The sequence below is a fragment of the Roseateles sp. P5_E4 genome, assembly GCF_054049255.1.
The window spans coordinates 71887-98742 of the sequence record NZ_JBFUMS010000001.1; the positions used below are offsets into that span (position 1 = coordinate 71887).

General features: G+C 67.9%; 25 protein-coding genes. 15 read left to right on the plus strand and 10 right to left on the minus strand.

The features are described 5' to 3' along the window. Position 1: 1 nt before the first annotated feature. Positions 2-3064 carry an amidohydrolase family protein gene (locus tag ACXJLH_RS00325; RefSeq protein WP_457442112.1) on the minus strand — a complete coding sequence of 1021 codons (3063 nt, stop codon included), beginning with the start codon at positions 3062-3064 and terminating at the stop codon, positions 2-4. A 125-nt stretch (positions 3065-3189) separates the two neighbouring features. Between ACXJLH_RS00325 and ACXJLH_RS00330 the strand changes: the two genes are divergently transcribed. The 5 genes from ACXJLH_RS00330 (at position 3190) to ACXJLH_RS00350 (ending at position 7118) form a co-directional block, all read left to right on the plus strand. Then, on the plus strand, positions 3190-4131 hold the full coding sequence (locus ACXJLH_RS00330; protein ID WP_056196341.1) for a GGDEF domain-containing protein: 942 nt from the start codon (positions 3190-3192) through the stop codon (positions 4129-4131). A gap of 116 nt (positions 4132-4247) precedes the next feature. Continuing rightward, positions 4248-4520: a flagellar hook protein FlgE gene (locus ACXJLH_RS00335; RefSeq protein ID WP_157281445.1), complete on the plus strand. Its 273-nt coding sequence runs from the start codon at positions 4248-4250 to the stop codon at positions 4518-4520. Positions 4521-4643: 123 nt separating this feature from the next. Next, positions 4644-5504 carry a hypothetical protein gene (locus ACXJLH_RS00340; RefSeq protein WP_457442113.1) on the plus strand — a complete coding sequence of 287 codons (861 nt, stop codon included), beginning with the start codon at positions 4644-4646 and terminating at the stop codon, positions 5502-5504. 50 nt (positions 5505-5554) lie between these two features. Then, positions 5555-6115 carry a sigma-70 family RNA polymerase sigma factor gene (locus ACXJLH_RS00345; RefSeq protein ID WP_457442114.1) on the plus strand — a complete coding sequence of 187 codons (561 nt, stop codon included), beginning with the start codon at positions 5555-5557 and terminating at the stop codon, positions 6113-6115. After that, positions 6108-7118, plus strand: a complete 1011-nt coding sequence (locus ACXJLH_RS00350) for an ankyrin repeat domain-containing protein (protein ID WP_457442115.1) — start codon at positions 6108-6110, stop codon at positions 7116-7118. Before ACXJLH_RS00345 ends, ACXJLH_RS00350 begins: the two co-directional genes overlap by 8 nt. Before the next feature lie 69 nt (positions 7119-7187). Here the strand turns inward: ACXJLH_RS00350 and ACXJLH_RS00355 are convergent, their stop codons facing one another. The 5 genes from ACXJLH_RS00355 to ACXJLH_RS00375 all read right to left on the minus strand — a co-directional run bounded on the left by ACXJLH_RS00355 (position 7188) and on the right by ACXJLH_RS00375 (position 12358). Next, a complete protein-coding gene (locus tag ACXJLH_RS00355; RefSeq protein WP_056196355.1) occupies positions 7188-9797 on the minus strand; it encodes a bifunctional aconitate hydratase 2/2-methylisocitrate dehydratase in 2610 nt (869 codons plus the stop codon). A 36-nt stretch (positions 9798-9833) separates the two neighbouring features. Further along, positions 9834-10256, minus strand: a complete 423-nt coding sequence (locus ACXJLH_RS00360) for a type II toxin-antitoxin system VapC family toxin (RefSeq protein ID WP_056196358.1) — start codon at positions 10254-10256, stop codon at positions 9834-9836. Continuing rightward, positions 10253-10498, minus strand: coding sequence for an AbrB/MazE/SpoVT family DNA-binding domain-containing protein (locus ACXJLH_RS00365; RefSeq protein ID WP_056196361.1), 246 nt, complete (start codon positions 10496-10498; stop codon positions 10253-10255). Before ACXJLH_RS00365 ends, ACXJLH_RS00360 begins: the two co-directional genes overlap by 4 nt. A gap of 104 nt (positions 10499-10602) precedes the next feature. Continuing rightward, complete coding sequence (locus ACXJLH_RS00370; RefSeq protein ID WP_457442116.1) at positions 10603-11217, minus strand: hypothetical protein; 615 nt, start codon at positions 11215-11217, stop codon at positions 10603-10605. 127 nt (positions 11218-11344) lie between these two features. Continuing rightward, entirely contained in the window at positions 11345-12358 is a 1014-nt protein-coding gene (locus ACXJLH_RS00375; protein WP_457442117.1) for an HpcH/HpaI aldolase/citrate lyase family protein, read from the minus strand. A gap of 150 nt (positions 12359-12508) precedes the next feature. Here ACXJLH_RS00375 and ACXJLH_RS00380 point away from each other — a divergent pair, with 150 nt between their 5' ends. Next, positions 12509-14074: a methyl-accepting chemotaxis protein gene (locus tag ACXJLH_RS00380; RefSeq protein ID WP_457442118.1), complete on the plus strand. Its 1566-nt coding sequence runs from the start codon at positions 12509-12511 to the stop codon at positions 14072-14074. A 29-nt stretch (positions 14075-14103) separates the two neighbouring features. Here the strand turns inward: ACXJLH_RS00380 and ACXJLH_RS00385 are convergent, their stop codons facing one another. After that, positions 14104-15378, minus strand: coding sequence for an MgtC/SapB family protein (locus ACXJLH_RS00385; RefSeq protein WP_457442119.1), 1275 nt, complete (start codon positions 15376-15378; stop codon positions 14104-14106). Positions 15379-15646: 268 nt separating this feature from the next. Between ACXJLH_RS00385 and ACXJLH_RS00390 the strand changes: the two genes are divergently transcribed. The 3 genes from ACXJLH_RS00390 to ACXJLH_RS00400 all read left to right on the plus strand — a co-directional run bounded on the left by ACXJLH_RS00390 (position 15647) and on the right by ACXJLH_RS00400 (position 19247). After that, on the plus strand, positions 15647-16012 hold the full coding sequence (locus tag ACXJLH_RS00390) for a TraR/DksA family transcriptional regulator (protein WP_457324724.1): 366 nt from the start codon (positions 15647-15649) through the stop codon (positions 16010-16012). Next, on the plus strand, positions 16009-16518 hold the full coding sequence (locus ACXJLH_RS00395; RefSeq protein ID WP_457324725.1) for a c-type cytochrome: 510 nt from the start codon (positions 16009-16011) through the stop codon (positions 16516-16518). Before ACXJLH_RS00390 ends, ACXJLH_RS00395 begins: the two co-directional genes overlap by 4 nt. A 101-nt stretch (positions 16519-16619) precedes the next feature. Then, positions 16620-19247, plus strand: coding sequence for a cation-translocating P-type ATPase (locus tag ACXJLH_RS00400; protein ID WP_457442120.1), 2628 nt, complete (start codon positions 16620-16622; stop codon positions 19245-19247). Positions 19248-19293: 46 nt separating this feature from the next. On the opposite strand, the gene ACXJLH_RS00405 is transcribed toward ACXJLH_RS00400, so the two are convergent. Beyond that, positions 19294-19890 (minus strand): NAD(P)H-dependent oxidoreductase, encoded by a 597-nt coding sequence (locus tag ACXJLH_RS00405; RefSeq protein WP_056196377.1) that lies wholly within the window; start codon positions 19888-19890, stop codon positions 19294-19296. A gap of 208 nt (positions 19891-20098) precedes the next feature. Between ACXJLH_RS00405 and ACXJLH_RS00410 the strand changes: the two genes are divergently transcribed. Further along, the gene (locus ACXJLH_RS00410) at positions 20099-20944 is read left to right on the plus strand and encodes a universal stress protein (protein WP_457442121.1); all 846 of its coding nucleotides are present in this window, start codon (positions 20099-20101) and stop codon (positions 20942-20944) included. Between the two features lie 81 nt (positions 20945-21025). Here ACXJLH_RS00410 and ACXJLH_RS00415 read toward each other — a convergent pair whose 3' ends face one another. Continuing rightward, positions 21026-21448, minus strand: a complete 423-nt coding sequence (locus tag ACXJLH_RS00415) for a universal stress protein (protein ID WP_056196381.1) — start codon at positions 21446-21448, stop codon at positions 21026-21028. Between the two features lie 204 nt (positions 21449-21652). Then, positions 21653-22639 (minus strand): malate dehydrogenase, encoded by a 987-nt coding sequence (locus ACXJLH_RS00420; RefSeq protein ID WP_056196384.1) that lies wholly within the window; start codon positions 22637-22639, stop codon positions 21653-21655. Between the two features lie 113 nt (positions 22640-22752). Here ACXJLH_RS00420 and ACXJLH_RS00425 point away from each other — a divergent pair, with 113 nt between their 5' ends. The 5 genes from ACXJLH_RS00425 to ACXJLH_RS00445 all read left to right on the plus strand — a co-directional run bounded on the left by ACXJLH_RS00425 (position 22753) and on the right by ACXJLH_RS00445 (position 26855). Beyond that, complete coding sequence (locus ACXJLH_RS00425; protein ID WP_235531945.1) at positions 22753-23472, plus strand: GntR family transcriptional regulator; 720 nt, start codon at positions 22753-22755, stop codon at positions 23470-23472. Positions 23473-23565: 93 nt separating this feature from the next. After that, positions 23566-23994 (plus strand): succinate dehydrogenase, cytochrome b556 subunit, encoded by a 429-nt coding sequence (gene sdhC, locus ACXJLH_RS00430; protein ID WP_056196387.1) that lies wholly within the window; start codon positions 23566-23568, stop codon positions 23992-23994. A 19-nt stretch (positions 23995-24013) separates the two neighbouring features. Continuing rightward, entirely contained in the window at positions 24014-24373 is a 360-nt protein-coding gene (gene sdhD, locus ACXJLH_RS00435) for a succinate dehydrogenase, hydrophobic membrane anchor protein (RefSeq protein WP_056196389.1), read from the plus strand. Then, complete coding sequence (sdhA, locus tag ACXJLH_RS00440; RefSeq protein WP_457442122.1) at positions 24373-26139, plus strand: succinate dehydrogenase flavoprotein subunit; 1767 nt, start codon at positions 24373-24375, stop codon at positions 26137-26139. The genes sdhD and sdhA overlap by 1 nt, the downstream gene beginning before the upstream one ends. 14 nt (positions 26140-26153) lie before the next feature. Beyond that, positions 26154-26855, plus strand: coding sequence for a succinate dehydrogenase iron-sulfur subunit (locus ACXJLH_RS00445; RefSeq protein WP_457325955.1), 702 nt, complete (start codon positions 26154-26156; stop codon positions 26853-26855). Position 26856 lies beyond the last annotated feature (1 nt).

A 26856-nucleotide genomic window follows, 5' to 3' on the forward strand; every position in this document is an offset into this window, starting at 1 on the left:
GTCAGTACGCGTCCACGGTGCATTCATGCCAGGCGTCGCCGCCGAAATAGCTTTGGCGATCACGGTTTGCCTCGTGCAGCCAGCGTTGCAGTTCGAGCTGGTCCAGCGCGGCGGCCAGCGGCGTGGCAGGTCGCCCCTCGGGTGGCGCCGCGGCCTTGGCGCGCTCGGGCAGCGCCATCGCAACGAGTCGGGCGCGCTCGGCACGGTCGCGTTCGCGCAGCTGAGCGTCATCGGCTAGATCGAAGTAGCGCCGCCCGTCGATCCAGGTCTGCTCGGCGCGTGCCGCGCTCGACAGCGGGCTCGCGCTCCAGATGACGAAGTCGGCGTCCTTGCCCACTTCCAGCGAGCCCACGCGACCATCGATGCGCAGCTGCTTGGCCGAGTTGATGGTCACGAACTTCAGCGCCTCGGCCTCGCTCATCCCCCAGGCCTTGCCGCCATAGCGCAGCGCCTTGGCCGCCTCGGTGTTGAGGCGGCGCGCCAGCTCGTCGCTGTCGGAGTTGAAGCTGGTCAGCACACCCGCCTTCTGCGTCATCGCGCCGCTGTAGGGAATGGCGTCCTGCACCTCGACCTTGTAGCCCCACCAGTCCGAGAAGCCGGAGGCGCCGGCGCCCAGCGCCGCGATCTCGGGCGCGACCTTGTAGGCCTCCAGCACATGCTGGAAGGTGGCTACCTCCAGGCCGAAGTCCTTGGCCAGGGCCACGAACATCAGGATCTCGTCGGCGCGGTAGCTGTGGATGTGGATGACGCGCTTGCGTTCCAGCAACTCGACCAGCGTGTCCATCTGCAGGTCGCGGCGCGTGTTCGGGTCGGCCTTGCGCCGTTCGCGGTAGGCCTGCGCAGCCAGGAAGGCATCGCGCATGACCTGCTCGACACCCATGCGCGTCGTCGGATAGCGCGGGTCGCCGTCGTTGGGGGGAAAGTTGGCGCGCTTGACGTTCTCGCCGAGCGCGAACTTGATGCCGGGGCGCGCGCCTTCGAACTTCAGGCCTTCCGCGTCCAGCCCCCAGCGCAGCTTGATGACCTGATTCTGGCCGCCGATGGCATTGGCCGAGCCGTGCAGCAAGTTGGCGCTGGTCACGCCGCCGGCAAGCTGACGGTAGAGGCTGATGTCGGTGGCGTCGACCACATCGCCAACGCGCACCTCAGCCGTCACCGAATGCGCGAACTCGTTGGTGCCGCGGTTGATGGCCGTGTGCGAGTGGGCATCGATGAGGCCGGGCGTCAGGTGCTTGCCTGCAGCGTCGATGACGACGGCGCCAGCAGGCGCTGCCAGACCCTTGCCGATGGCGGCGATGCGGCCGTCGCGCACCAGCAGATCGGTGGCTTCGAGATTGCCGGCAGCGGCACTGGTCCAGACCGTGGCGTTGCGCACCAGCACGACGGCCGGGCGCTCGGGTGGCGCCGTACGGCCGAAGACGCCCGCCGGGAACGTGGCGGGCGACAGGGGTGGTGGGGCGACAACCTGGGCCACAGGCGGCTGGTAGGGCACGATGCGCGTGGCCGTCCAGGGCTGGCTGCGGCCATCGGCCAGCGTCATCGCGCCGGCCATTGACGGGCCACGGCCCTCCAGGCGCAGGCTTTCCTTCGCGCCGACCTCGCAGGGCCAGCGCAACAGCAGTTCGCGGCCGCGTTGCTGCAGCTCGCAGGTCTTGCCATCGACCTGCAGCGTGGGTTTGGCCCGCGTGCCGGCGATCTGCCAGGTTTGCTCGGCTCCACCAGCGGCCTTCACCGTCCAGCGGCCGCGCGCGTCGAAGCGCTCCCAGGCTTCGGTCGGCAGCGGCTGGCCGTCGACGAAGGCGATCTCGACCTCGGCCTGCTCGTTGATGAAAAGATCACCGCTGGCGACGATGACGTGGGCCAGCTGGCCCGGTGCGAGGCGCCCCAGCCGCGGCTGGCTCAGCAGCTTGGCCGGCGTGGTCGTCAGCGCCGCGAGGGCGGCTTCGGGCGTGAGACCGTGCTGCACGGCCTGACGCAGCCGTGGCCAGAATTCCTTCTTCACGTCCTTGAGCCCTTGCGTCGAGATCGCGAACTCGACGCCCGCCGCCTGCAGGGCGGCAGCGTTGCCTGGCGCACGCTCCCAGTGCTGCAACTGGTGCAGGGGCACGTCCAGCGCGCTCTCGGGCTGCTCGACTTCGGGTGCCGCGGGAAAGGCCAGCGGCAGCAAGAGGGGCAGGCCCAGGGCCTTGAGCTGGGCCGCCTTGCGGTATTCATGGCCGGTGCCTTGGGCGATCAGCCTGAGCCCGAATTCGTCGCGCAGCCTGGCAACGCGCAGCAGGTCTTCCTCGTCCAGCACCTCATGGACGATGGGCTGCTTGCCGGTCAGGGCCGGGGCGAGGGCGCCGAGGCTGGCGTTGAATTCGCGCCGCTCGCCGGCGGGCGCCGACCCGGCAGCCCAGCGGGCGTTCAGCAGCGTCTGGCGTTCCAGCGCGATGCTGCCCATCAGCGAGGTCGGGTAGCTCAAGTTGCCCGGGCGGGCGCCGCTCTCGAAGTCGAAGGTTGTGTACTCATGGGCCAGGTGCTGGGCCACCTCGGCCGCCAGCACGAGGCTGCGTGCATCCGTGCCGTCGCGCAGGCTGATCAGCGCGCTCTGGCCGCGGAAGACGGCGCCCACGGGCGGCAGGGACAGGGCCGTCGTGAAGCCCTGTTCGCGCGCCGCTCGCACGTCCTCGGGCTTGATCTCCAGCGCCGCGGCCTGGTGGAATTCGCTGCGCACCCAGCGCTGTCCCGGCGTCAGGCCCTTGGCCTTGGAAGCTTCGATGCGCCCCTGGCCGACGCTGCTGGCAGCGTCGATGAAGCCGGCATAGACGGTGCGGCCCTGCAGCGCCCAGACCCGGGCGCCTGCCGGCGGCTTCACGTTGGCACCGACGGCGACGATGACGCCGTCCTTCATGACCAGGGTGCCGTTCTCGACGATCTGGCCCGGCGCCAGCACCAGCCGCGCGCCCGTCAAGGCGTGCCAGCGTGGCGTTGCATCGCGCAGACCCTGAGGGATTTCACTGGGCTGCTGGGCCTGGGTCAGGCCGGTCAGCAGGGCGAGCAGGGAGACCGGAAGCAAGCGCATCGTCTCGTCTTGTGATGGCGCCGTGGTACGGCAAGGACGCGGACTCTAACGCCGTGATCTGCGTCATGGCCGAAAGCCTTCAGTCCTGCGATAGTCGGGCCTAGAAGATCGACTCGGAGACCCCCATGAGCAGCGCTACTTCCGGCACGCCCGCTTCCGCCGAGGACCCCATCGCCGCCCGCCTGCGAGCCTTGCTGGTACGCGCGCCAACGGCCGTCGCCTTCGTTTCCGGCCAGCGCTTCGAAGTCGTCAGCGAGGAGTTCAACCACCTGTTCGGTTTCAACGACGACGGTGAACTGGCCGGACAGCCTACGCGCCTCGTCCACACCACCGACATGGCCCACACAGCGCTGCAGGAACGCGCCGCCGCCGCCTTCGCCGCGGGTCGACCGCTGGACGAGGAGATCGAATACGTCAAGCGCGACGGTCACCGGTTCTGGGGCCGCCTGCAGGCCACGCCGGTGCACTGGGAAGCGCCCGCTGGCGAGTCGCTGTGGATCGTCGAAGACGTCAGCGCCGCCCGCGCGCTGCGCCTGCAGCCCACCTGGACGGCCAAGCACGACGCCGTCACCGAGCTGGCCAACCGTCGCGAGTTCGAGCGCCGCCTGGGCGAGCATGTCGGCAGCCGGCGCAACGAGCCGGTGTCGGTGCTGTGGGTTGACGTGGACCGTTTCGGCGAGGTCATCAAGGACATGGGCGCCGAGGTGGGTGACCATTTCCTCTACGGCCTGGGGCAGATGCTGATCAGCAAGGTGCGGGCTTCCGACCTGGTCGCGCGCCTGGAGGAAGATCATTTCGCCATCCTGCTGCCCGACTGCGACCAGCATTACGCCCAGATCATCGCGGAGAAGGTGCGCTCGTCCATCGCCAGCTACCGCCTGCGCTGGGGCCTGCACCGCACCCGCGTGAAAGCCTCGCTGGGCGTCGTGCAGATCCAGCCGACGCTGGTAACGGTGGACGCCGTGCTCGGCGGCGCGGCGCTGGCCTGCACGGAGGCCAAGGCAGCCGGGGGCGACAGCGTGCGCGTCTTCGTTTCGGCTGGCGGCTACGAAGAGCTTGCGGGCTGATTTCACGTTTGACGCCAGGGCGAACCCCGGAAATGCGGGGTTTTTCGCCAAATGTTCTAAAGTTCACCTACAACGCGGTCGATGTAGCGGCCAGCGCGCCTGAGAACTGAATCCCGATGAACGTCCCCTTGTCCACCGCCATGTCCGGCATCTCGTCAGCGAACGAGCGGCTGCGCGCGTCGGCGGCCAATATCGCCAATCTGGCGAGCAGCAACCAGGCCCGCCCCAGCGTCGAGCCGACCAATGTTGACAAGGTGCCCGAGCGCGAGATCAACCCGGCCAACGAGATCGTCGAACAGCAGTCCGCGGCCTACTCTTTCGTCGCCAACCTGAAGGTGCTGCAGACGCAGATCAACACCACTGGTGCACTGCTGGACATCAAGGCCTGAGCGGCCTTCCTCCTGCGACAGAAGCGGCCTCGGGCCGCTTTTTCTTTGGCCGGCCGGCTTTTTCACCCCGTTTACCGAGCGGCTCCGTACAAGCAAAGGTCCCATCCCTGCGAAGGATCCGCCATGAGTTCCCTGCTTCCGCTGCGCCGCCGCACCGCCTTGCTCCAGTTAGCCGCTTTGACGGGCCTGGCCGGGCTGCACGCCAGTTGTGCCGCCGTCGTGTCGCCGCCCCTGCTCGACATGCAGCTGATCGACCGCGACAGCGGCGCCTCGCTGGCCCAGTACGCCAGCCGTGGTCGCCGCTTCAGCCCGGGCACGCCCGGCTCGCGCTACGCCGTCCGGCTCAGCAACCACAGCGCCGAGCGGGTGCTGGTGGTGCTGTCGGTGGACGGCGTCAACGCCATCACCGGCGACACCGCGGGTTTCAACCAGTCGGGCTATGTGCTGAGCCCGGGCGAGAGCCATGACATCACGGGCTGGCGCAAGAGCGATGAGCGCATCGCGGCCTTCGAGTTCACCTCGCTGGGCGATTCCTATGCGGCGCGCACCGGGCGGCCGGCCAATGTCGGCGTGATCGGCGCGGCGGTGTTCCGCGAGGTCTACGTGCCGCCGCCGGTCTACGACGCGCCGCTCGTGTCGCCTGCCGCGCCAGTGGCGCCCAGCCCATTGAGCCGACTCAACAGTGGGACAGCGGACGCTGCAGCCCAGGCAGCTCCAGTGCGCGAAAGCGCGGGGCGGGTTGAGGAGGAGCGCTCGGTGCGGGCCAAGCTCGGCACGGGCCATGGCGCCTCCGAATGGTCTCCCATTGCCCACACCGCCTTCCAGCGCCGCAGCAGCCAGCCCGAGCAGTTGCTGGAGATCCGCTACGACAGCCAGGCCAACCTGATGGCGGCCGGCATCATGCCCCGACCCATGGCGCAATTGCCGCGGTCCTTCCCCAACAGCAGCGGCGGCTATGTGCCCGACCCGCCGCCGCGCTGGTGAGGTCTCGCCTGATGCTGCAACCCATCTTGCCGGCGTAGCATCCGCGCCGCATGCCTGCGAGTGAACCCGCTGATGAAGAGCTCATCGCCAGCTATCTGCGCGGCGACATGGGTGCGTTCGACCGGCTCTACCGCCGCCATGACCGCAAGACCTTTGCCTTCGTTCGCCAGATGCTGCACCCCACGGACCGCGCCACGGTGGAGGACCTGCACCAGGAAGGCTGGCTGGCCGTTGCAGCCAAGGCCGCGAGCTTCGTGCCGGGCAAGGCCAGGTTCTCGACCTGGCTCTACACCGTGCTGCGCAACCGCGTGCTGGACCATGTTCGGGCGCGTCCGCCGCAGGGAGACGAGGCCGACCCGGATCAACTGGCCTCGGCCGCCGCCGGGCCGGAGCAGCTGCTGGCGTCCAAACGCCTGGTCCAGGCCGTTGAGGGCGCCTTGCTGCGCCTGTCCGTCGAGCAGCGGGAGGCATTCTTGCTCTTCACCGTGGTCGAGCTCAGCCTCGCCGAGATTGCCGACGTGACCCAGGCCCACCCCGAAACCGCCAAGACCCGGCTGCGCTATGCGCGCGAGGCGCTGCGGCATCGTTTGAGCGAGTGGCGCGATGGCTGAGTTCGACCCCATTCCACCGAACGACGCGGCCGAGGCTGCGTATGCCCAAGCCTTGCTGGGTGACGACGCGGGCCGCGAGCAGCGCCGCGCGCGACTGATGGCGGCACTACCTCGACCCGAAGCGCCTGCTGCCGTGCCCGTCGCCGAGAACGCCCTGGCCTGGCGCTGGCAACCCTATGCGCTGGGCCTGCTCATGATGGGGCTGCTGGTGGCGGCAGCACTGGTCTTGAAAGGACGAAACACCGAGCCGCGACCGGAAGCCGATCCGCGGCTGGCCGCGGCCGCGCCCGCATCGACGGCGGCCGTGGTGGTGGCCCAAGCCAGCCCGGCCGTCGAGCCCCAGCCCGCGCCTGCCGCTGAAGCGCCCCGCACAATGGCCAAGGCCAGCCTTGCCAAGCCGCGTGCCGAACGGTCTGCTCCTGCCATGATGGCGGATGCGACGCCGCCGCGGTTGCAACGGCAGGCGGAGGTGAGTGCGGGCACGGCCAAACCGGAGCCACCTGTGATGCAGTCGCCACCGGCCGAGCCGGTGATGGCTGCCGCGCCACCGCCCGCTGCACCGGCGGTAGCTGCCGCGCCGCCGCCCCGAGCTGTGGCCGACGCGTCCAGCCAGGCCGAGATGCTGGCGCGGTCGGAAGCAGTTTCAAGCGGGGTCGCGGCCAGGTTTCGAGCGGCGCCGCAGATGGCCCAAAGCCTGGCCGCCTCTGACGTCGCCGAATCGGCAAAAGCCACCATGCCGGCCAATGCCTTCCTGTTGGCGGCTGCCGATCACGCTGACCTGGCGACGGCACGCTCGGCGCTGAAGGCCGGCGCTTCGGTCCACCTGCGTGACAACCAGGGCCGCACGGTTCTCATGCTGGCCGCGCGCACCGGGTCGCGCGAGATGGTGAACCTGTTGCTCGCTGCCGGCGCCCGCAAGGCAGACCGCGATCCCCAAGGCTGGACGGCCGCAGACCATGCCGACGCTCAAGGGCATGGCGATCTGATGCACGTCCTGCGCTAGGCGCCCCACAGGGCGCAAAAAAGCCCGCCGGGCTGGCGCGCGGCGGGCTGGCTTTTGAAGCCTTCAGCCTCAGGCCGCCACGGCCTTGGCCGTGTCCGCGTACTCCTCGATCTGGTCGAAGTTCAGGTACTTGTAGATCGAGGCGCCGTCCTTGTTCACGACGCCCATCGCCTCGTGGTACTCCTGCACCGAGGGGATGTGGCCCAGCTTCGAGGCAATCGCCGCCAGCTCGGCCGATGCCAGGAACACGTTGGTGTTCTTGCCCAGGCGATTCGGGAAGTTGCGGGTGGAGGTGGATACGACGGTCGCGCCTTCGCGCACCTGGGCCTGGTTGCCCATGCACAGGCTGCAGCCCGGCATTTCGGTACGCGCACCGGCCGTTCCGAAGGCGGCGTAGTGGCCTTCCTTGATCAGCTCGCTCTGGTCCATCTTGGTGGGCGGAGCGACCCACAGCTTGACCGGGATGTCGCGCTGGCCGCCCAGCAGCTTGGCCGCGGCGCGGAAGTGGCCGATGTTGGTCATGCACGAGCCGATGAAGGCCTCGTCGATCTTGGTGCCGGCGACTTCGGACAGGAACTTGGCGTCGTCCGGGTCGTTGGGGCAGCAGAGGATGGGCTCCTTGATGTCGGCCAGGTCGATCTCGATGACGTGGGCGTACTCGGCGTCCTTGTCGGCTTCCAGCAGTTCCGGGTTGGCCAGCCAGGCCTCGACCTTCTCGATGCGGCGTTGCAGCGTCTTGGCGTCGGCATAGCCGTCGGCGATCATGTTCTTCATCAGCACGACGTTGCTGGTGAGGTACTCCTTGATCGGCGCGGGGTTTAGCTTGATCGTGCAGCCGGCGGCCGAGCGCTCGGCGGAGGCGTCGCTCAGCTCGAAGGCTTGCTCGACCTTCAGGTCAGGCAGGCCTTCGATTTCCAGGATGCGGCCCGAGAAGGCGTTTTTCTTGCCGGCCTTGGCAACCGTCAGCAGGCCGGCCTTGATGCCGTACAGCGGGATAGCGTGCACGAGATCGCGCAGCGTCACGCCGGGCTGCATCTCGCCCTTGAAGCGCACCAGCACCGACTCGGGCATGTCCAGCGGCATGACGCCGGTGGCGGCGCCGAAGGCCACGAGGCCGGAGCCGGCGGGGAAGGAGATGCCGATCGGGAAACGGGTGTGCGAATCGCCGCCGGTGCCAACCGTGTCGGGCAGCAGCAGGCGGTTCAGCCAGCTGTGGATGACGCCGTCACCCGGGCGCAGCGACACGCCGCCGCGGTTGCTCATGAAGGCGGGCAGCTCGCGGTGGGTCTTGACGTCCACCGGCTTGGGATAGGCGGCCGTATGGCAGAACGACTGCATGACCAGGTCGGCCGAGAAGCCCAGGCAGGCCAGGTCCTTCAGCTCGTCGCGGGTCATCGGGCCGGTGGTGTCCTGCGAGCCGACCGTCGTCATCTTGGGTTCGCAGTAGGTGCCGGGGCGAACGCCCTGGCCCTCGGGCAGGCCCACGGCGCGGCCGACCATCTTCTGCGCCAGCGTGAAGCCGGCCTTGGTCGCCACGGGCGGCGAGGGCAGGCGGAACAGCGTGGACGCGGGCAGGCCCAGGAACTCGCGCGCCTTGGCCGTCAGCGAGCGGCCGATGATGAGGTTGATGCGGCCGCCGGCGCGCACTTCGTCGAACAGCACGTCGCTCTTGAGCTTGAACTCGACCAGCGTCTCGCCGTTCTTCACCAGCTTGCCGTCATAGGGCAGCACGTCGATGACGTCGCCCATTTCCAGCTTGGACACATCCACCTCGATCGGCAACGAGCCGGAGTCTTCCTGCGTGTTGAAGAAGATCGGCGCGATCTTGCCGCCCAGCGTGACGCCGCCGAAGCGCTTGTTCGGCACGAAGGGGATGTCCTGGCCCGTGGCCCAGATGACGCTGTTGGTGGCGGACTTGCGCGAGGAGCCGGTGCCGACGACGTCGCCCACGTAGGCGACCAAGTTGCCCTTCTTCTTCAGGTCCTCGATGAACTGCATCGGGCCGCGCTTGCCGTCTTCCTCGGGCTTGAAGGCCGCACCGCCAGCAGAACCAAAGTCCCCACGGGTGTTCTTCAGCATCGCCAGGTAGTGCAGCGGGATGTCGGGGCGGCTCCAGGCATCGGGCGCCGGCGACAGGTCGTCGGTGTTGGTCTCGCCGGGCACCTTGAAGACGGTGACGGTGATCTTCTTCTCGACCTCGGGGCGGCTGGTGAACCACTCGGCATCGGCCCAGCTCTTCATCACCTCCTGCGCCTTGGCATTGCCGGCCTTGGCCTTGGTGGCCACGTCGTTGAAGAAGTCGAACATCAGCAGGGTCTTCTTCAGGCCTTCAGCGGCCACGCCGGCGACTTCGGCGTCGTCCAGCAGCTCGATCAGCGGATGCACGTTGTAGCCGCCCACCATGGTGCCGAGCAGCTCGGTGGCCTTGGCCTTGGAGATCAGGCCGACCTTGATGTCGCCGTGCGCGACGGCGGCCAGGAAGCTGGCCTTGACCTTGGCGGCGTCGTCCACGCCCGGGGGCACGCGGTGGGTCAGCAGGTCCAGCAGGAAGGCGTCTTCACCGGCGGGCGGAGCCTTGATCAGCTCGATCAGCTCGGCGACCTGCTTGGCATCCAGGGCGAGGGGCGGGATGCCGAGGGCGGCACGTTCGGCGGCGTGTTGGCGGTAGGCGGACAGCATGGGGGAACTCCTGGCGGAACGGGGATGGAAAAGGAATCAGGCGGCTCCAGGCACGATGACCTTGAGACCCTTGAAGTAGTCGCGGAAGAAACCTTGATCGCGGCTGATCAGTGCCTGGCATTGCAGCAGGGCGTGGGCGCCGATCAGGAAGTCGGGAACGGTGCGCGGACCGGTGGGTGCCTGGCCGGAGGCCTTGCGGCGCTCCTTGTAGCGGCGCTGCATTTCGCCGGCACGAACGGCCGCGCGGGATTCGATGGGAGAGTAGACGATGCCGACGCCTTCCAGCGCATCCAGCAGCTCGGCGCCAAAGCCGAGGCCGGAGACGACTTCGCTGAGCACGACGTCGCAGGCGACGACCGGCCCGCGCGCCAGCGCCTGGCGAAGACAGTCTTCAGCGGATTCGGCGCCCACGTCACCGCCCAGCAGGTCGATGAGAACGGAGGAATCGATGGCGATCACGGCTCGACCGGGTCGCCGGGGGCGCGGCCACGCAGCTCGCGCATGACGTCGTCGGTGGTGACGCCTTCAGGCAGTTTGAACCGCCCGCGCAGCTTGGCCAGCGCGTCGTCGACGTTCTTGCGCAGGATGATGCGCCCGCCATCGAGCTCGACCTTGAGCGTCGTGCCCTTGGTCAGACCGAGGGCATCTCGGACGGCTTTGGGCAGGGTGATCTGCCCGCGTTCGGCAACGGTGGCTTCCATGGCGCCTCCAGCGGCTGAGCGCCGCGGAGGCGGTGGCTCAGGTATGCATCGAAAAGTATGTATTTATTCTACATACCCAAGCCACGGGTTTCAACAGCAATGACTCACTTGACCTTGGCCGGCTTGGCCGGTTTCGCCGCTACCGGGGCCGCTGCGGGCGTTTCGGCCGCTGTGGGCGTGATGCCCAGGCTGCTGCGCGCGGCCTCGGCGGCTTCGGCCTCCGGGTCATTGATCTTGGCCGCCTTGGCAGCTTCCATCAGCTTGATCTGCTCGGGGTGGACGCAGTCGTCGATGAGGCGCTGGCCGATCTTGGTGTCCAGCAGCATGGACTTGTTGGCGATCTGGATCATCAGCGTGCGGCCGGTCACGTCTTCCAGGCGCAGTGCGCCGGTGGACGACAGCACGGGCTTCATCGTGAAGACCTGCTTCTTCCAGGCCACGTTGATGTAGCCGGCCACCTTGGGATGCTTCTCGATCTGCACGGTCTCCTTGAACTCGCAGGCGTAGTCGCCCAGGTAGGCTCGCTCCGAGGCGGCGAGCTGTGCCTCGTCGGCGTCGGTCAACACGGGTTCCGGCGGCGGCGGCGGTGCCTTCTTGGCGGGCGCGGGCTTGGCCGCGGCCTTGGTTTTTGCGACGGGCTTGGCCGGAGCGGTCTGGGCCAGGGCGGGCAAGGCGGCGCAGAGGATCAGGGCGGCGGCACTGGCACGGAGCGAAGTCATCGGCATCTGGAATCGGGGTGGGAAAGGAGGGTGGAAAAAGCTGGCGAATCATGGCTGCAATGCGGCCGCGCAGCGGTGAAAAGATGTAGGCATTGTCCGCGTGACGGACTGCACGCCGGTCCGTGCCTCACTCGGCGATTACCCCGATGGCTACGGGGAAAAACGCCGATCGCGCTGCGTCGGGCAAGGCGCGCCCGGTGCGCTCGGCGCGCTCCAGCACAGTCCAGAAGTAGCGGTAGCTGGCGCGGTCGTGCAGGCGGTCGTGGAAAGAGATGGGAGCCCATTGCGCGGTTTGTGCGGCAAGCAGCAGCTCGGCCGCTTCGGCCACTTCGTCGGCGGCTGGCGCGAAGGCCTCGACGATGGGACGAATCTGGTCGGGATGGATGCTCCACATGCGCGTGTAGCCGAACTCGCGCGCGGCGCGCCGCGCGGCCGCCGCGAGCCGTTCGGCATCGCGGAACTCGGTGACCACGCAGTGCGAAGGCGTCTTGCCAAAGGCATGGGCCGCGGCGGCAATCTCGAGCTTGGCGCGCACGACCAGCGGATGCTCGAACTGGCCGGGCAGCTCCATCGCCGTCTTGGGGATGGCGCCGCCATGGGCCGAGACAAAGTCCATCAGCCCGAAGGACAGCGACTCGATGCGCGGATGGGCGGCGATGCGAAAGACCTCGCGCAACGCGCCGTGCGTTTCGATCAGCACCTGCAGCGGTAGCCTGGGCTGGGCGTGGCGCTCGCAGGCGGCATCGATGGCGGCCACAGCGCGCTCGACGTCCTCGGCGCTCTCTGGCTTGGGGATCATCAGATAGGCCAGCCTGTCGCCGGCCTTGGCGATCAAGGTGTCGACGTCGGCTTCGAAGGCGGCGTGGCCGAACGGGTGGACGCGCGCGCCGACGCGGCCGAAGCGGTTGGCCGGGCTCGTTGCCAGTTCGGCGATCAGCAGCGCATGCTCGGCTTCGCCGCCGACCGGAGCGCCGTCCTCGGCGTCCAGCGTGATGTCGAAGACGGGGCCGAGCTCGGCCTGCAGGGCCAGGCTCTTGCGCATGCGGGCCTCGACGCCGCAGTAGTGGTCGGCGACGGGCAGCGCGGGCCGAACGGCTTCGTGGCCGAACAGGGCCTGGCGGGGGTGCAGGAGTGCGCTCATCGCGCCACTGTACCCAGGCCGGCGGCGGCGCCAGATGTGACGCCGGTCGCGAAATCGCGACGTTTGCGGGAACAAGAGGGTGCTTACGCACTGTCATATCTGACCCAGGCGTGACAGCATCTGCGCACAACGATCTCCGGAGACAAAGCCATGCTCAAGCTCGAGTCGCTCAGAGTTTCCCGCCGCTTGGCCCTGCAGACCTTCGGCGCTGTTCTTGGCGTGCTGCTGGTGGCAGGCTTCCTGCTGTTCTCGGAACGCGCGCTCATCATGAATGAGCGCCAGCAGGCGGTGAAGCAGGCGGTGGAGGTGGCGCACGGCGTCGTCTCGCATTTCCATGCCCAGGTTGCCGCCGGCAAGCTCTCGGAGGAGGACGCCAAGAAGGCGGCTCTGGTCGCCGTGAAGGGCCTGCGCTACGGCGGCAGCGAGTATTTCTGGATCAATGACATGACGCCGCTGATGGTCATGCATCCCATCAAGCCGGCGCTCGACGGCACGGCGCTGAACAACAACAAGGACCCGACCGGCAAGCCGCTGTTCGTGGCCATGGTCGATATCGTCAAGGCCAGCGGCGGGGGCTTCATCCCGTACATGTGGCCCAAGCCCGGCAGCGAGCAGCCGGTGCCCAAGGAGTCCTATGTGAAGGGCTTCGCACCATGGGGCTGGATCATCGGCTCGGGTGTTTACGTCGACACCGTCAACGACGCCATCGTGCAGCGGGCCTGGAAGGTCGGGCTGGGCGTGCTCGCACTGGTGGCCGTGCTGCTGGTGCTGGGCCTGGCCATCACGCGCAGCATCACGCGCCAGCTGGGTGGCGAGCCTGCCCGCGTCAACGAGATCACGCGGCAGTTGGCCGAGGGTGACCTCAGCGTCGACATCGACCTGAAGGGCAGCAGCCACGAGAGCGTCATGCAGGGCGTGAAGGCCATGCGCGACAGCATGGCCAACATCGTGCAGCAGGTGCGAGACGGCTCGGAGTCGGTGGCCAATGCGAGCTCGGAGATCGCCTCTGGCAACCAGGACCTGAGCGCCCGCACCGAGAGCCAGGCCAGCGCGCTGCAGCAGACGGCCGCCTCCATGGACGAACTCGGCGCCACCGTGCGCAACAACGTCGACAACGCCCAGCAGGCCAACCAGCTGGCGCAGAACGCTTCGCACGTCGCTGCTGAAGGCGGCCAGGTCGTCAAGCAGGTCGTCGACACGATGAAGGGCATCAACGACAGCTCGCGCCGCATCGGCGACATCATCTCCGTCATCGACGGCATTGCCTTCCAGACCAACATCCTGGCGCTGAACGCCGCCGTGGAAGCGGCACGCGCCGGCGAGCAGGGCCGCGGCTTCGCAGTCGTCGCCGGCGAGGTGCGGCTGCTGGCCGGCCGCAGCGCGGAAGCCGCCCGGGAGATCAAGACGCTGATCTCGCAGAGCCTGGAGCGCGTCGACCGCGGCAACACGCTGGTCGATCAGGCGGGCGCGACGATGGACAGGGTGGTCAGCAGCATCCAGCGTGTGACCGACATCATGGGTGAGATCAGCTCGTCCAGTGCCGAGCAGAGTTCGGGCGTGAGCCAGGTTGGCGCGGCCGTCACGCAGATGGACCAGGCCACGCAGCAGAACGCCGCGATGGTGGAGCAAATGGCCGCCGCGGCCGACGGCCTCAAGGTGCAGGCCCAGCAGCTGGTGGAGACGGTGTCGACCTTCCGGCTGCCGGCCACCCGCTGACGCCGTGGTGGGCGTGGCCCAGTTTCGGTTCAGAGCCAAACCCAGGCCGAGGTGCCGCCCACCAGGCAGATCGCCACACTCGCGATGGCCATCTCCCGGCGCACCGTGCCGCGCGCGACAAGCAGCACCATCGCGATCTTCACCACCGTGTTGGCAAGCAGGGCCGCCAGCAGCGCCCACGCGGTCGCGGCCGTCGTCAGCGAGCCGTCCTTCTGGCCGCTGAGCGAAAGCACGATCGCGTCAACGTCTGCCGCGCCAGCGAGCGCCGAGATCGCAAGCAGGCCGCCGCTCGGGAATTGCTGCTGGGCCAGCTTCGTCACGACGAGGACGACGGCGAACAGGATGCCGAACCGGATCGCCGCGCCCAGGCTGAAGGGGTTCTTCAGAGGTGTGGCTGCCTGGGCGGGGCTGGTTGCGGCGGCCGCTCCGGCGAGATAGTGCCGCAATGCCAGCGCGCCAGTGGCCAGGGCCATGGCCAACAGCGGGGGCCACAAGGCGCCCAGCAGCTGCCGATTGAGGATGGCGACGATCGTCGTCACGCGCAGGAACATGACGAACCAGGCACACAGGATGCCGGCGGCCGCCGCGCTGGCGTTGGCGGAGCTTTCGGCCTTCCGGCTGTCACGTGCGAAATTCAGCGTGGTGGCCGTCGAAGAGACCAGGCCTCCGGCAAGGCCGGTGATGGCAGCGCCTCGCGCCGGCCCCAGCCAGCGCATGCCGATGTAGCCGGCCAGGGAGAGTGCGGAGATCAGCACCACCAGCAGCCACAGCTGGTAGGGGTTCAGTGCGTGCCAGGGGTCCACCGTCTCATTCGGCACGAGGGGCAGCACGATGACCGAGGCAATCAGCAGCTTGATGCCTGCAAGGATGTCATCGAGGCCGACCCGCTCCACCAGGGCGTGCAGGGGCTGCTTGAAGGCGAGGACTGCCGACAACGCCACGGCCAGGGCCACGGCCAGCGCCTGATTGCCGGTCGCCGCCATGCCGCCCAGAAGCACGACGAGCAAGGCGGCGATCTCGCTGGTCATGCTGGGAGGTGCATCCTTGCCATCCCGGCGCCAGAGCGCGTGGCTGGCAATTGCCATTGCGCTCGCGCACACGAGCACTGCCACGAAGAGCCACTGAAGCTGCAGCTGCTGCCCGAGCCAGGCCGACGCCGCGCCGGACAAGGCCAGCAGGGCATGGGTGCGAATGCCGCCGATCGTGTGGGAAGGCGCGGCCGGCCGCTTCTTCTCCCGTTCGATGCCGACCAGGATGCCGATGAGGAGGGCGACGAAGAAGCGGCCGGCGAGATCAGGCGTCATGCCCGCTGCCTTTGTCGCCGCCCGGCCGGCCTTGCGAGGCTGAATTCATTGGCATGCGTGTCCCTCGATTGGCGGCTGCCTCGCAGCCCTGACGACGAGTCAATCTATGCGGCCAGTGCAGCGTCGGCGTTGATCCCAGTCAATGCGCAACGTGCGGCGATCGATGCAGCGACCAGGTCGGGGCTTCAGTCGTCCGGCTTGATCCAGCGCAATCCATTTGCCGGTGGGCTGCCTAGCATGGCCCTTCGCCGACCAAGGATTGCCCAAGATGGAAACTCAGACTCAAGCGCACCTGCCCATGCTGCGCCAACTGCTGCTGTACCGCCAGACCGAGCTGCGAGCCGAGGTTCATGCGGCGCAGCTGGCACGTCAAGCGGTGCAGACGCAGTCCCAGGAGGTGCGGGATCTCAAGGACGACGCTGAACTCATGCAGCGCCAGCAGACCGAGGACTTCCAGGCCGCCCGGGACTTGCGGGAGCTGCAGGACGTTGACGACGCGCTGGGTCGGCTGGCCGCGGGAGGCTATGGCGACTGCGCCAACTGTGGCGAGGCTATTCCCGTGGCGCGCCTCACGGCCCTGCCGTCCGTGCGGCTGTGCGCAGGCTGCCAGGCGGTCCGGGAGCATCTGTCATGAATGCGAACGGCGTGGGGCGGTACCGTCTGGCCCTCGCGTCACTCGCCGCGGCCGCACTGGCCGCCGGTTGCGCCGTAGAGGTGCAAAACGCCAAACCCGCCCGGGAGCTGGCGCGCCGCGCCTTGCCGGAAGGCGAGGTCTATATCGGCTGGCGGGTGTTCCAGCAGAAGTGCGCGACCTGCCACGGCCCAGCGGCGACCGGTACGGCGGCCGGCCCCGACCTGCTGCCCAGACTCCGCGAGATGGGCTCGCACCAGTTTGTGAGCCTGGTGCTCAGGCGCTACGACTGGATCCTCGCGGCGGCGGAGTCCGACCCGCAGGGTGCCTCGCAGAGCGCCCTGGTTGAAAAGGTTCTGCAGGGCCGGGAAGCGGCGCTGGTGATGCCTGCCTGGCAGGGCGACCCCACCGTGACGGCCCACATCATCGACCTCTACGCCTATCTGTCGGCCCGGGCCGACGGTGTGCAGGGCGCGGGCCGCCCTTCGCGGCCGCGGGCGCCCGACTGAGGGGCCGCTTTCAGGTCCTTCGCGGCAGGGGAATGCCATGCTTCAAGAAAATGTCGCTCTGATGACGGGCTGCACCTCGGGGATCGGTCTTCCAGCCTTCGATGGTGGCCGCCTTGCACGCTGAGAGCGAGGCGCCGACCGGCGCAGGCATCCCCGCGTCACCGCCACAGGCAACCCAGTCCACGCCCACGCTGCCTCGAGGACTGAGCGACGCGCAGGCCCGCCAGCGCTTGTCGCTCCATGGCCCCAACGAGGTGGGCGACACGCAAAAGCGGGGCCTGGCACGCACGCTTCGCGGTGTGTTCAGCGAGCCCATGTTCCTGCTGCTGCTGGCTGCTGCGGCCATCTACCTGCTGCTGGGTGATCTGGGCGAGGGCCTGCTCCTGGCTTTCTTCGCTGTTGTCACGGTGGGCCTCGTCGTCATGCAGGAGCGGCGCAGCGAGCATGCGCTGGCTGCCTTGCGCACGCTGTCTGCACCGCAGGTGCGCGTCGTGCGTGACGGGCGCATGGCACGCATCCCGGCGCGTGAGCTGGTGCCTGGCGACATCTTCCTGGTCGGGGAGGGCGAGCGGGTCGCGGCCGACGGTATCGTTCGCGAGGCGGTCGGGCTGCAGGTCGACGAGTCGCTGCTGACCGGGGAATCGGTGCCGGTGGACAAACGGGTGTGGCAGGTGCAAGACGGCCTGGCCATGGCGTCGCCCGAGCGCAATGCCAGTGCTTTCGTGTACGCGAGCACCCTGGCCATCACGGGCCACGCCGTCATCGAGTCGGTGGCCACCGGCGCAGGCACGCAGGTCGGTCGCATCGGCGCATCGCTGGCCGCCATTGAAACGGCACCAACGCCCCTGGAGCAGCATCTGCGCCGACTGGTGCGTGTCTTTGGCCTGGCTGCCGCCGCCATTTGCGCAGTGATCGTGGTGGTTTACGGCCTGGTGCACGGCGACTGGATGCAGGGGCTGCTGTCGGCCGTCGCCATCGGCATGGCGATGCTGCCCGAAGAGTTCCCGATGGCGCTCGCCGTCTTCCTTTCGCTGGGCGCCTGGCGGCTGGCTCGCATCAAGGTGCTGGCGCGTCGTCCCGCGGTCATCGAGGCGCTGGGTGCAGCCACGGTGTTGTGCGTGGACAAGACAGGGACCCTTACCGAAAACAGGATGCAGCTGTCCCGTCTGGTGACCGACGAGATGGAGGTCGGGATCGAGGCTGGCAAGGACCTGCCCGAGGCGGCGCATCGGCTGCTCGAGTTCGGCATGCTGGCTTCGCGGCGTGATGGCAGCGACCCGATGGACCGTGCGCTGCTCGCGCGAGGCGATGCCTTGCTGGCAGGCACTGCACACCTGCACCCCGACTGGACGTTGACGCGTGAGTTTCCGCTCAGCCCCGAATTGCTGGCGATGTCGCATGAATGGACGGACGCAGCCGGCCGGCTTCGCGTCGCCGCCAAGGGTGCGCCGGAAGCGGTGTTCGATCTGTGCCACCTCGACCCGCAACGCAGTGCCGATCTCTTGGCCCGTGTGAAGCGCCTGGCCGCACAGGGACTTCGCGTGCTGGCCGTGGCCGAGGCGTGCCCGCCGCGTGGTGAAACGGTGGCGCATCAGCATGACCACGACTTCACGTTGCTGGGCCTGGCGGCCTTCGAGGATCCGCTGCGCGACAGCGTGCCGGATGCGGTCGCGCAGGCGCGGGAAGCCGGTATCGCGGTGGTGATGGTCACCGGCGATCATGCGGCCACGGCACTGGCCATTGCCGAGCAGGCCGGCCTCGACGTGCGTGGGGGCGTCCTGACCGGGGCCGACATCGCCGGTTTCGGAGAGGCCGAGCTCGCCCGGGCCGTGCGGCATGTGCGCGTCTTCGCCCGCGTGATGCCGGAGCACAAGCTCAGGCTGGTGCTGGCGCTGCGGCGCAACGGCGAGACCGTGGCCATGACGGGCGACGGCGTCAATGACGCACCGGCGCTGAAGGCGGCTCACGTCGGCATCGCGATGGGGATACGTGGGACGGACGTCGCGCGCGAGGCCGCCGGCCTGGTGCTGCTGGACGAAGATTTCGGGCGCATCGTCGGCGGTGTTCGCATGGGCCGGCGCATCTTCGACAACCTCCGCAAGGTCATGACCTACATCACCGCCATCCATGTCCCGGTGGCCGGACTGGCGCTGCTGCCCCTGCTGCTCGGGCTGCCGCCGCTGATGCTGCCGGTCCATGTGGTGCTGACCGAGATGGTGATCGATCCGGTGTGCTCGCTGGCCTTCGAAGGTGCCGCCGAAGCGCCGGGGCTGATGCGGCGGCCACCGCGGCGCACGGACGACGGCATCGTGGGTTGGTCGATGTTGTGGCAGGGCTTGGCGCAGGGAAGCTGCCTGCTCGCGGCGACCCTTGGCGTTTACATGCTGGCGCTGCAGGCCGGGCGTGACACCGACGTGGCCCGCACGCTGGCGGTGGTCGGCCTGACGTTCGGAAACCTGATGCTGGTGGCGGCCAACATGGCAGTCGGCAACGGGCTACGCGCCTTGTCCGGTCGCAGCGCCCGGGCCTTCTGGGCAGTCGCCGCCGTGGCGGCGTCGGCGCTGGCGACCGCCGTGCTGGTGCCAGGCCCGAGGCGCCTGCTGCATTTTGGCGTTCCGGCGCCCGGGGACCTCTTGCTGGCCTGGGTGACGGTGGCGCTGGCAGTGGGTGCCGGGATCACATGGAGCGGGCGGCTGCGCAGTGCCTCGGCATCGAGGCCGCCAAGCTGAACTCGGCGGTTGTTGGCATGGGGCGCCCTGGGCATCCGAAGGCGGCTCAGTCGGCGCTCGCGCCGATCTGGCGCATCCGCTTGAGCCACTTCGCCACGCCGGCTTCGCCCAGGGACTCGACCCCGCCCACCAGCGTTTCGTGAACCGGAGCGAAGCCGACGAAGCCCAGGATGTTGCGTTCCAGTGATTTCAGGCTGTGGGCACGGAAATACCAGCGGTAGACGAGTGCCGGCATGCCCATGGTCACGACCACCCTCGCAGAGCGGCCCTTGAGCAGCTTGCCGCCGGCCGCCCCATCGCCCGCCTTGCCCAGCGCAAAGCCGGGGCGCGCCACCTGTTCGAGAAAGGCCTTCAGCAAAGCCGGCATGTCGCCCAGCCACAGCGGGAAGAACAGCACCACGTGGCTGGCCCAACGGATGTGCTCCTGTGCGGGCAGCAGCGAAGCGGGCAGGGCGCCGTGGTCCCATTCGTCCTTGCTGCGAAGCAGCGGGAAATCCAGCGTCGCCACGTCCATGAGGCGCACGTCATGGCCCGCGGACCGCGCGCCCTCGGCATAGGCATCCGCCAGCGCGTGGCAGAGGTGGCCTCGGGTGGCGTCAGGGTGCCCGAGGATGAGGAGAACGCGTCGCGCATGGGTATTCATCACCCAAGGCTAGCGAGGTGGAGCTTGCGTCGCGTTGCGCGGGATCAATAGGCTCAGCTTCCAGGGCGTCACCGACTGAAGAACGGAAGCCCGGCCCGGCGGCAGCGAGAAACCCCTGCTTTCATTGACCAGGGTCAACCACGTCGCCGCCGCGGTCGAGAAACATCTGGCGCACGCAACGGCGCCACGGCGTCAATGGAGAAACAGCATGGGAATCAAGAGCATCCTCGTTCACCTCGACAGTGGAGTGAACGTCCAGGGCCGCGTGGACGCTGCCGCGGCGCTGGCCCTGCGGTACGAGGCTCATCTCATCGGCCTTGCGCCGGCCGGGTGGTACGCCCTGCCGCCCGAAGGCGCCGGGGGCGGGGGGCTTGCCGCCTATCAGCAGGCGGCGATGGATGAACTGCGCAGCCGGGCACTCGCCTGCGCGCGCCTCTTCCAGGAACGGGTCTCGCTCCTGGGTGTGACCTCCTATGAAGGCCGCGTCGAGATGGGCTATGCAGGTGAAGTGATGACGCTTGCAGCGCGCTACTGTGACCTGGCCGTGGTCTCCCAGCTGAATCCCGACGACGCGTGCAACGGCCAGTCGGTGCAGATGGCTCAGGAAATGTTGCTGCGCTCGGGCCGGCCGCTGCTGGTGCTGCCGTTCGCGGGCGAGTGCGAGGTGCCGGCGGCGGCACGGGTGCTGGTCGGGTGGGACGGCAGCCGCGAAGCCGCACGGGCCATGCGTGATGCGCTTCCTCTGCTGAGGCAGGCGGCGAGTGTCGAGGTGGCCGTGTTCGAGACGCCTGAAGACGTGGGGCGCAATCACGGCCAGATGCCGGGCGCCGACATCGGGCTCTGGCTTGCGCGTCATGGGCTGAAGGTGAAGGTCAGCTATGTGCCCATCAAGGTGGCGGCGGGCGAAGCGCTGTTGTCGCACGCGGCGGACATGGGTGCCCAGCTGATCGTCGCCGGTGGCTACGGCCATTCGCGCCTGCGCGAGGCTGTGCTCGGCGGCGTGACGCGCACGTTGATGGCCAGTTCGCCCGTGCCGGTGTTGCTTTCGCACTGAGCATGCTGGGCGGCATTGCGGCCGCTCAGTGCTGCTGTCAGGCCGTGACCGGCAGTAGGACGCCGGCGGCACCTTCGCCGACTAGCGAACCAGCAGCACGGGCGCCTTGGTATGGGCCAGCAGGCGCGCGGACACCGAGCCCAGCACGGCACCGGCGAAAGCCCCGTGACCATGCGAGCCCATGACCAGCAGGTCCGGAGCCTCTTCATTGACGATCTCGGCCAATACCTCGGCGGGATGGCCGACCGCGTGGTGCTCACGCAGGCTCCAGCCCTGCATGGCAGCGAACTCGCGCACCGGCTTGAGCACCTTCTCGCCTTCGTCGGCGTAGTACGTCTGCAAGGTGTCGTGCGGCAGGAAGCGGGCCGCATGCGGCGGCACCTGGGCCGTCACATTCAGGGCGACGAATTCGTGGTGTTTGCCCACGAGTTCGTCGTGGGCGGCGAGGTAGCTGAGCATTCGCTTGGTGTACGCGCTGCCGTCGACTGCAAGAACGATCTTCATGGCGGCTCCTGGGTGAATCCGGGGCAGGGCAGATCCTGCGCGCCCGGGCCGGGGGCCGACTTGCGCTTTGTCAATCGATCCGACTGACCCGGCCGCGCTTTTTGGGCGGCGCGGGGCTGTCGCAGCGAGCGAAAGCAAAAAAAAGACACCCTCGCAAGGGTGTCTCGCAGCTGGCTGACGGGCGAGCCCGCCGTCGATGCCGCCTCAGAGCAGGTGCTTGACGCCGTCCTGCTCGTCCGTCAGTTCCTTCAGCGTCTTGTTGATGCACTCCTGCGAGAACTCGTCGATGCTGATGCCCTGCACGATCTTGTACTCGCCGCCTTCGCAGGTGACGGGGTAGCCGAACATGACTTCCTTGGGGATGCCGTATTCGCCGCCCGAGGGGATGCCCATCGTCACCCACTTGCCGTTGGTGCCCAGCGCCCAGTCGCGCATGTGGTCGATGGCGGCATTGGCGGCCGAAGCGGCCGACGACAGGCCGCGAGCGGCAATGATGGCCGCGCCGCGCTTGCCGACGGTCGGCAGGAAGGTGTTGCGGTTCCAGTCTTCGTCGTTGATCAGCGCCTTGACCGACTGGCCGTCGATGGTGGCGTTGCGGTAGTCGGCGTACATCGTGGGCGAGTGGTTGCCCCAGACGGCCAGCTTCTCGATCGAGCCGACCGGCTTGCCGGTCTTGGAGGCGATTTGCGAGGCAGCGCGGTTGTGGTCCAGGCGCAGCATGGCGGTGAAGTTCTTGGCCGGCAGGTCCGGGGCCGACTTCATGGCGATGTAGGCATTGGTGTTGGCGGGGTTGCCGACCACCAGCACGCGCACGTTGCGCGAGGCGACGGCGTTCAGGGCCTTGCCCTGCACCGTGAAGATCTGGGCGTTCGCGGCCAGCAGGTCGGCGCGTTCCATGCCGGGGCCGCGCGGGCGGGCGCCGACGAGCAGGGCGTAGTCGGTGTCCTTGAAGGCGGTCATCGGGTCGCTGTGGGCCTCGATGCCGGCCAGCAGCGGGAAGGCGCAGTCTTCGAGTTCCATGATCACGCCCTTCAGCGCGTTCTGAGCCTTCTCGTCGGGAATCTCCAGCAGCTGCAGGATGACGGGCTGGTCCTTGCCCAGCATTTCGCCGGAGGCGATGCGGAACAGCAGGGCGTAGCCAATCTGGCCAGCTGCGCCGGTGACGGCGACGCGAACGGGTTTCTTGCTCATGGAGATCTCCGGGGACAGTTGATGAAGCTGGTGTCTAGGCGGCGCCGCGCGCATCGCCTGAAGGCGGGGAAGTGTACGGGCATACCCTGTGCTGCAATGCGCGCATGCCCCCAATGAAGCCAAGGCCGCCCGCCCCCCTGTACGAGCAAATCCGCCAACTGATCGTTGCGGCGCTGGCAGCGGGCGAGTGGCGGCCGGGCGACGCTCTGCCCAGCGAGGCCGCGCTGGCCGAGCGCTTCCATGCCAGTTCGGGCACCGTCAGAAAGGCGATGGACGAACTGGCAGCGGCCCATGTCGTCGAGCGCCGCCAGGGCGCCGGCACCTTTGTGTCGACGCATACCGCGCCGCGCGACGCCTACCGCTTCCTGCGCCTGGTGGCCGACGATGGCACCACCGGCCTCACGCGCGAGCTGCTGCATTGCCGGCGGGCGCGGGCGACAGCCGAGACGGCGCGGGCCCTGCATCTGCGCACGTCCGAGCCCGTCCTCGAGGTCAGGCGGCTGCTGTTGCGGCGCGGCCGCGCTGTCGTGCTCGACGACCTCTGGCTGCCGGAACGGCACTTCCGCGGGCTCAGCAGCGAAGTCATCAACGCCTACCCCGGCACGTTGTACGCGCTGTTCGAGGAGCGCTTCCAGGTGCACATGGTGCGCGCCGAGGAGAAGCTGCGTGCAGTGGCGGCCACCGCCGAGGCCGCCGAACTGCTGGGTGTTGCCGACGGCGCACCCCTGCTCAGTGTCGAGCGCGTGGCGTTCACCTATGGCGACCGACCGGTCGAATTGCGTCGCGGGCTTTACCACACCGAAGCAGACCACTACCTCAATGAGTTGAACTGAATCTGACAATGCCGCAGTGCAGCAAGTGCGAAGGTTGACGGGGATCTAGGCCCTAGAATCTTTCGGTTTCACATTGATTACGCAGGCTCGACCATGACGGACAGTGTCAAGAAAAGACCGGTCTATACCAATATTCACGTCACACAGATCGTCAGCTACCGCCTCCCGCCTGCCGGCATCGTCTCCATCCTGCATCGCATCAGCGGCTTCCTGATGTTCCTGCTGCTGCCCTTCGTGGTCTGGATGCTGGACAGCAGCCTGAGCACGGAAATCTCCTTCGAGACCTTCACGAACGTGTTCGTGGCCGGCTTCGCAGGCATCCCGGGCTGGTTCGTCAAGCTGGTGGCGCTGGGCCTGATCTGGGGCTATCTGTTCCATTTCATCGCCGGCGTGCGCCACCTGTGGATGGACGCGACGCACAGCGTCAGCAAGGCCCAGGGCCACAACTCGGCAATGGTCACACTGGTCCTCAGCACGCTGCTGACGTTGCTGCTGGGCGCCAAGCTGTTCGGTCTGTACTGAGCCCTCGAGGACAACAACAATGAGTACTTTCGGCTCCAAGCGCATCGTCGTCGGTGCGCATTACGGCCTGCGTGACTGGCTCGCGCAACGCGTCACCGCCGTGCTGATGGCCCTGTTTACCGTCGTGCTGCTGGTGCAGGTGCTGATGCCCGGCGCCCTCGGCTATGACCGCTGGGCGGCGATCTTTTCCCAGCAGTGGATGAAGGTCATCACCTTCGTGACCATCCTGTCCCTGGCCTATCACGCCTGGGTCGGCATGCGTGACATCTGGATGGATTACGTGAAGCCTGTCGGCGTGCGCCTGGCACTGCAGGTGTTCACGCTCGTTTGGCTTGTGGGTTGCGCTGGTTGGGCGATCCAGGTTCTGTGGAGACTCTGATGGCGCAGCTTGCGACCCGTAAGTTTGATGTGGTGATCGTCGGGGCCGGTGGCTCCGGCATGCGCGCCTCGCTGCAACTGGCATTGGCCGGCCTGAACGTGGCCGTGCTGTCCAAGGTCTTCCCGACCCGCTCGCACACCGTCGCCGCGCAAGGCGGCATCGGCGCGTCCCTGGGCAACATGTCCGAGGACAACTGGCACTACCACTTCTTCGACACCGTCAAGGGTTCGGACTGGCTGGGCGACCAGGACGCCATCGAGTTCATGTGCCGCGAGGCGCCCAAGGTCGTCTACGAGCTTGAGCACTTCGGCATGCCCTTCGACCGCAATGCCGACGGCACCATCTACCAGCGCCCGTTCGGCGGCCACACCGCCAACTACGGCGAGAAGCCCGTGCAGCGCGCCTGCGCCGCGGCCGACCGCACCGGCCACGCGCTGCTGCACACGCTCTATCAGCAGAACGTCAAGGCGCGCACGCAGTTCTTCGTCGAGTGGATGGCGCTGGACATCATCCGCGACGCCGAGGGCGATGCCGTCGGCGTGACCGCGCTGGAGATGGAGACGGGCGAGGTCCAGATCCTGCACGCCAAGACCGTGCTGCTGGCCACCGGCGGCGCCGGCCGCATCTTCGCGGCCTCCACCAACGCCTTCATCAACACCGGTGACGGCCTGGGCATGGCGGCGCGTGCCGGCATCCCGCTGGAAGACATGGAGTTCTGGCAGTTCCACCCCACCGGCGTGGCCGGCGCGGGCGTGCTGCTGACCGAGGGCTGCCGCGGTGAAGGTGCGATCCTGCGCAACAGCAACGGCGAGCGCTTCATGGAGCGCTATGCCCCGACGCTGAAGGACCTGGCACCGCGTGACTTCGTGTCGCGCTCGATGGACCAGGAGATCAAGGAAGGTCGCGGCTGCGGTCCCAACAAGGACTATGTGCTGCTGGACATGACCCACCTGGGCGCCGAGACGATTGCCAAGCGCCTGCCCTCGGTGCTGGAGATTGGCCACAACTTCGCCAACGTCGACATCACGAAGGAACCGATTCCTGTCGTGCCGACCATCCACTACCAGATGGGTGGCATCCCGACGAACGTGCATGGCCAGGTCGTCATCCCGAAGAACGGCAAGCCCAACGACATCATCAACGGCCTCTACGCCGTGGGTGAGTGCTCCTGCGTGTCGGTGCACGGCGCCAACCGCCTGGGCACCAACTCGCTGCTGGACCTGCTCGTGTTCGGCCGCGCGGCCGGCAACCACATCGTCGACTTCAACCTGAAGACCAAGTCCCACAAGGACCTGCCCAAGGACGCCGCCGACAAGACGCTGGCACGCCTGGCGCGCCTGGATTCGGCCACCAATGGCGAGTACTCGCAGGACGTCGCCAACGACATCCGCGCCGCCATGCAGCAGCACGCCGGCGTGTTCCGCACGCAGGCGTCGATGGATGAAGGTGTGGCCAAGATCAAGGAAATCGCCAAGCGCGTCGGCAGCATCGGCCTGAAGGACAAGTCCAAGGTCTTCAACACGGCCCGTGTCGAGGCGCTGGAAGTCGAGAACCTCATCGAAGCCGCCCAGGCCACGATGATCTCGGCCGCCGCCCGCCCAGAGAGCCGTGGCGCCCACGCGCACAACGACTACCCGAACCGCGACGACGCGAACTGGATGAAGCACACGCTGTGGTACTCCGAAGGCAACCGCCTGGACTACAAGCCGGTGAATCTGACGCCGTTGACCGTTGAATCCGTGCCCCCGAAGGTTCGTACCTTCTAAGTGAGCCGAAGCATATGAAGCGCACATTTCAGATCTACCGCTACGACCCGGACAAGGACGCCAAGCCTTACATGCAGACCCTCGAGGTCGAGCTGGATGGTCATGAGCGGATGCTGCTCGATGCCCTGGTCAAGCTGAAGGCCGTCGACCCGACGCTGTCCTTCCGCCGATCCTGCCGCGAAGGCGTCTGCGGCTCGGACGCGATGAACATCAACGGCAAGAACGGTCTGGCCTGCCTGACCAACATGCTGACGCTGCCGGGCACCATCACGTTGAAGCCGCTGCCGGGCCTGCCCGTCGTGCGCGACCTCATCGTCGACATGACGCAGTTCTTCAAGCAGTACCACTCGATCAAGCCCTATCTCGTCAACGACAACATCCCGCCCGACAAGGAGCGGCTGCAGTCGCCCGTCGAGCGCGAGGAGCTGGACGGCCTGTACGAGTGCATCCTGTGCGCGAGCTGCTCGACGAGCTGCCCGAGCTTCTGGTGGAACCCCGACAAGTTCGTCGGCCCGGCCGGCCTGCTGCAGGCCTACCGCTTCATCGCCGACAGCCGCGACGAAGCCACCGCGGAGCGCCTGGACAACCTCGAAGACCCGTACCGCCTGTTCCGCTGCCACACCATCATGAACTGCGTGGACGTCTGCCCCAAGGGCCTGAACCCCACGAAGGCCATCGGCAAGATCAAGGAATTGATGGTCCGCCGCGCGGTCTGAC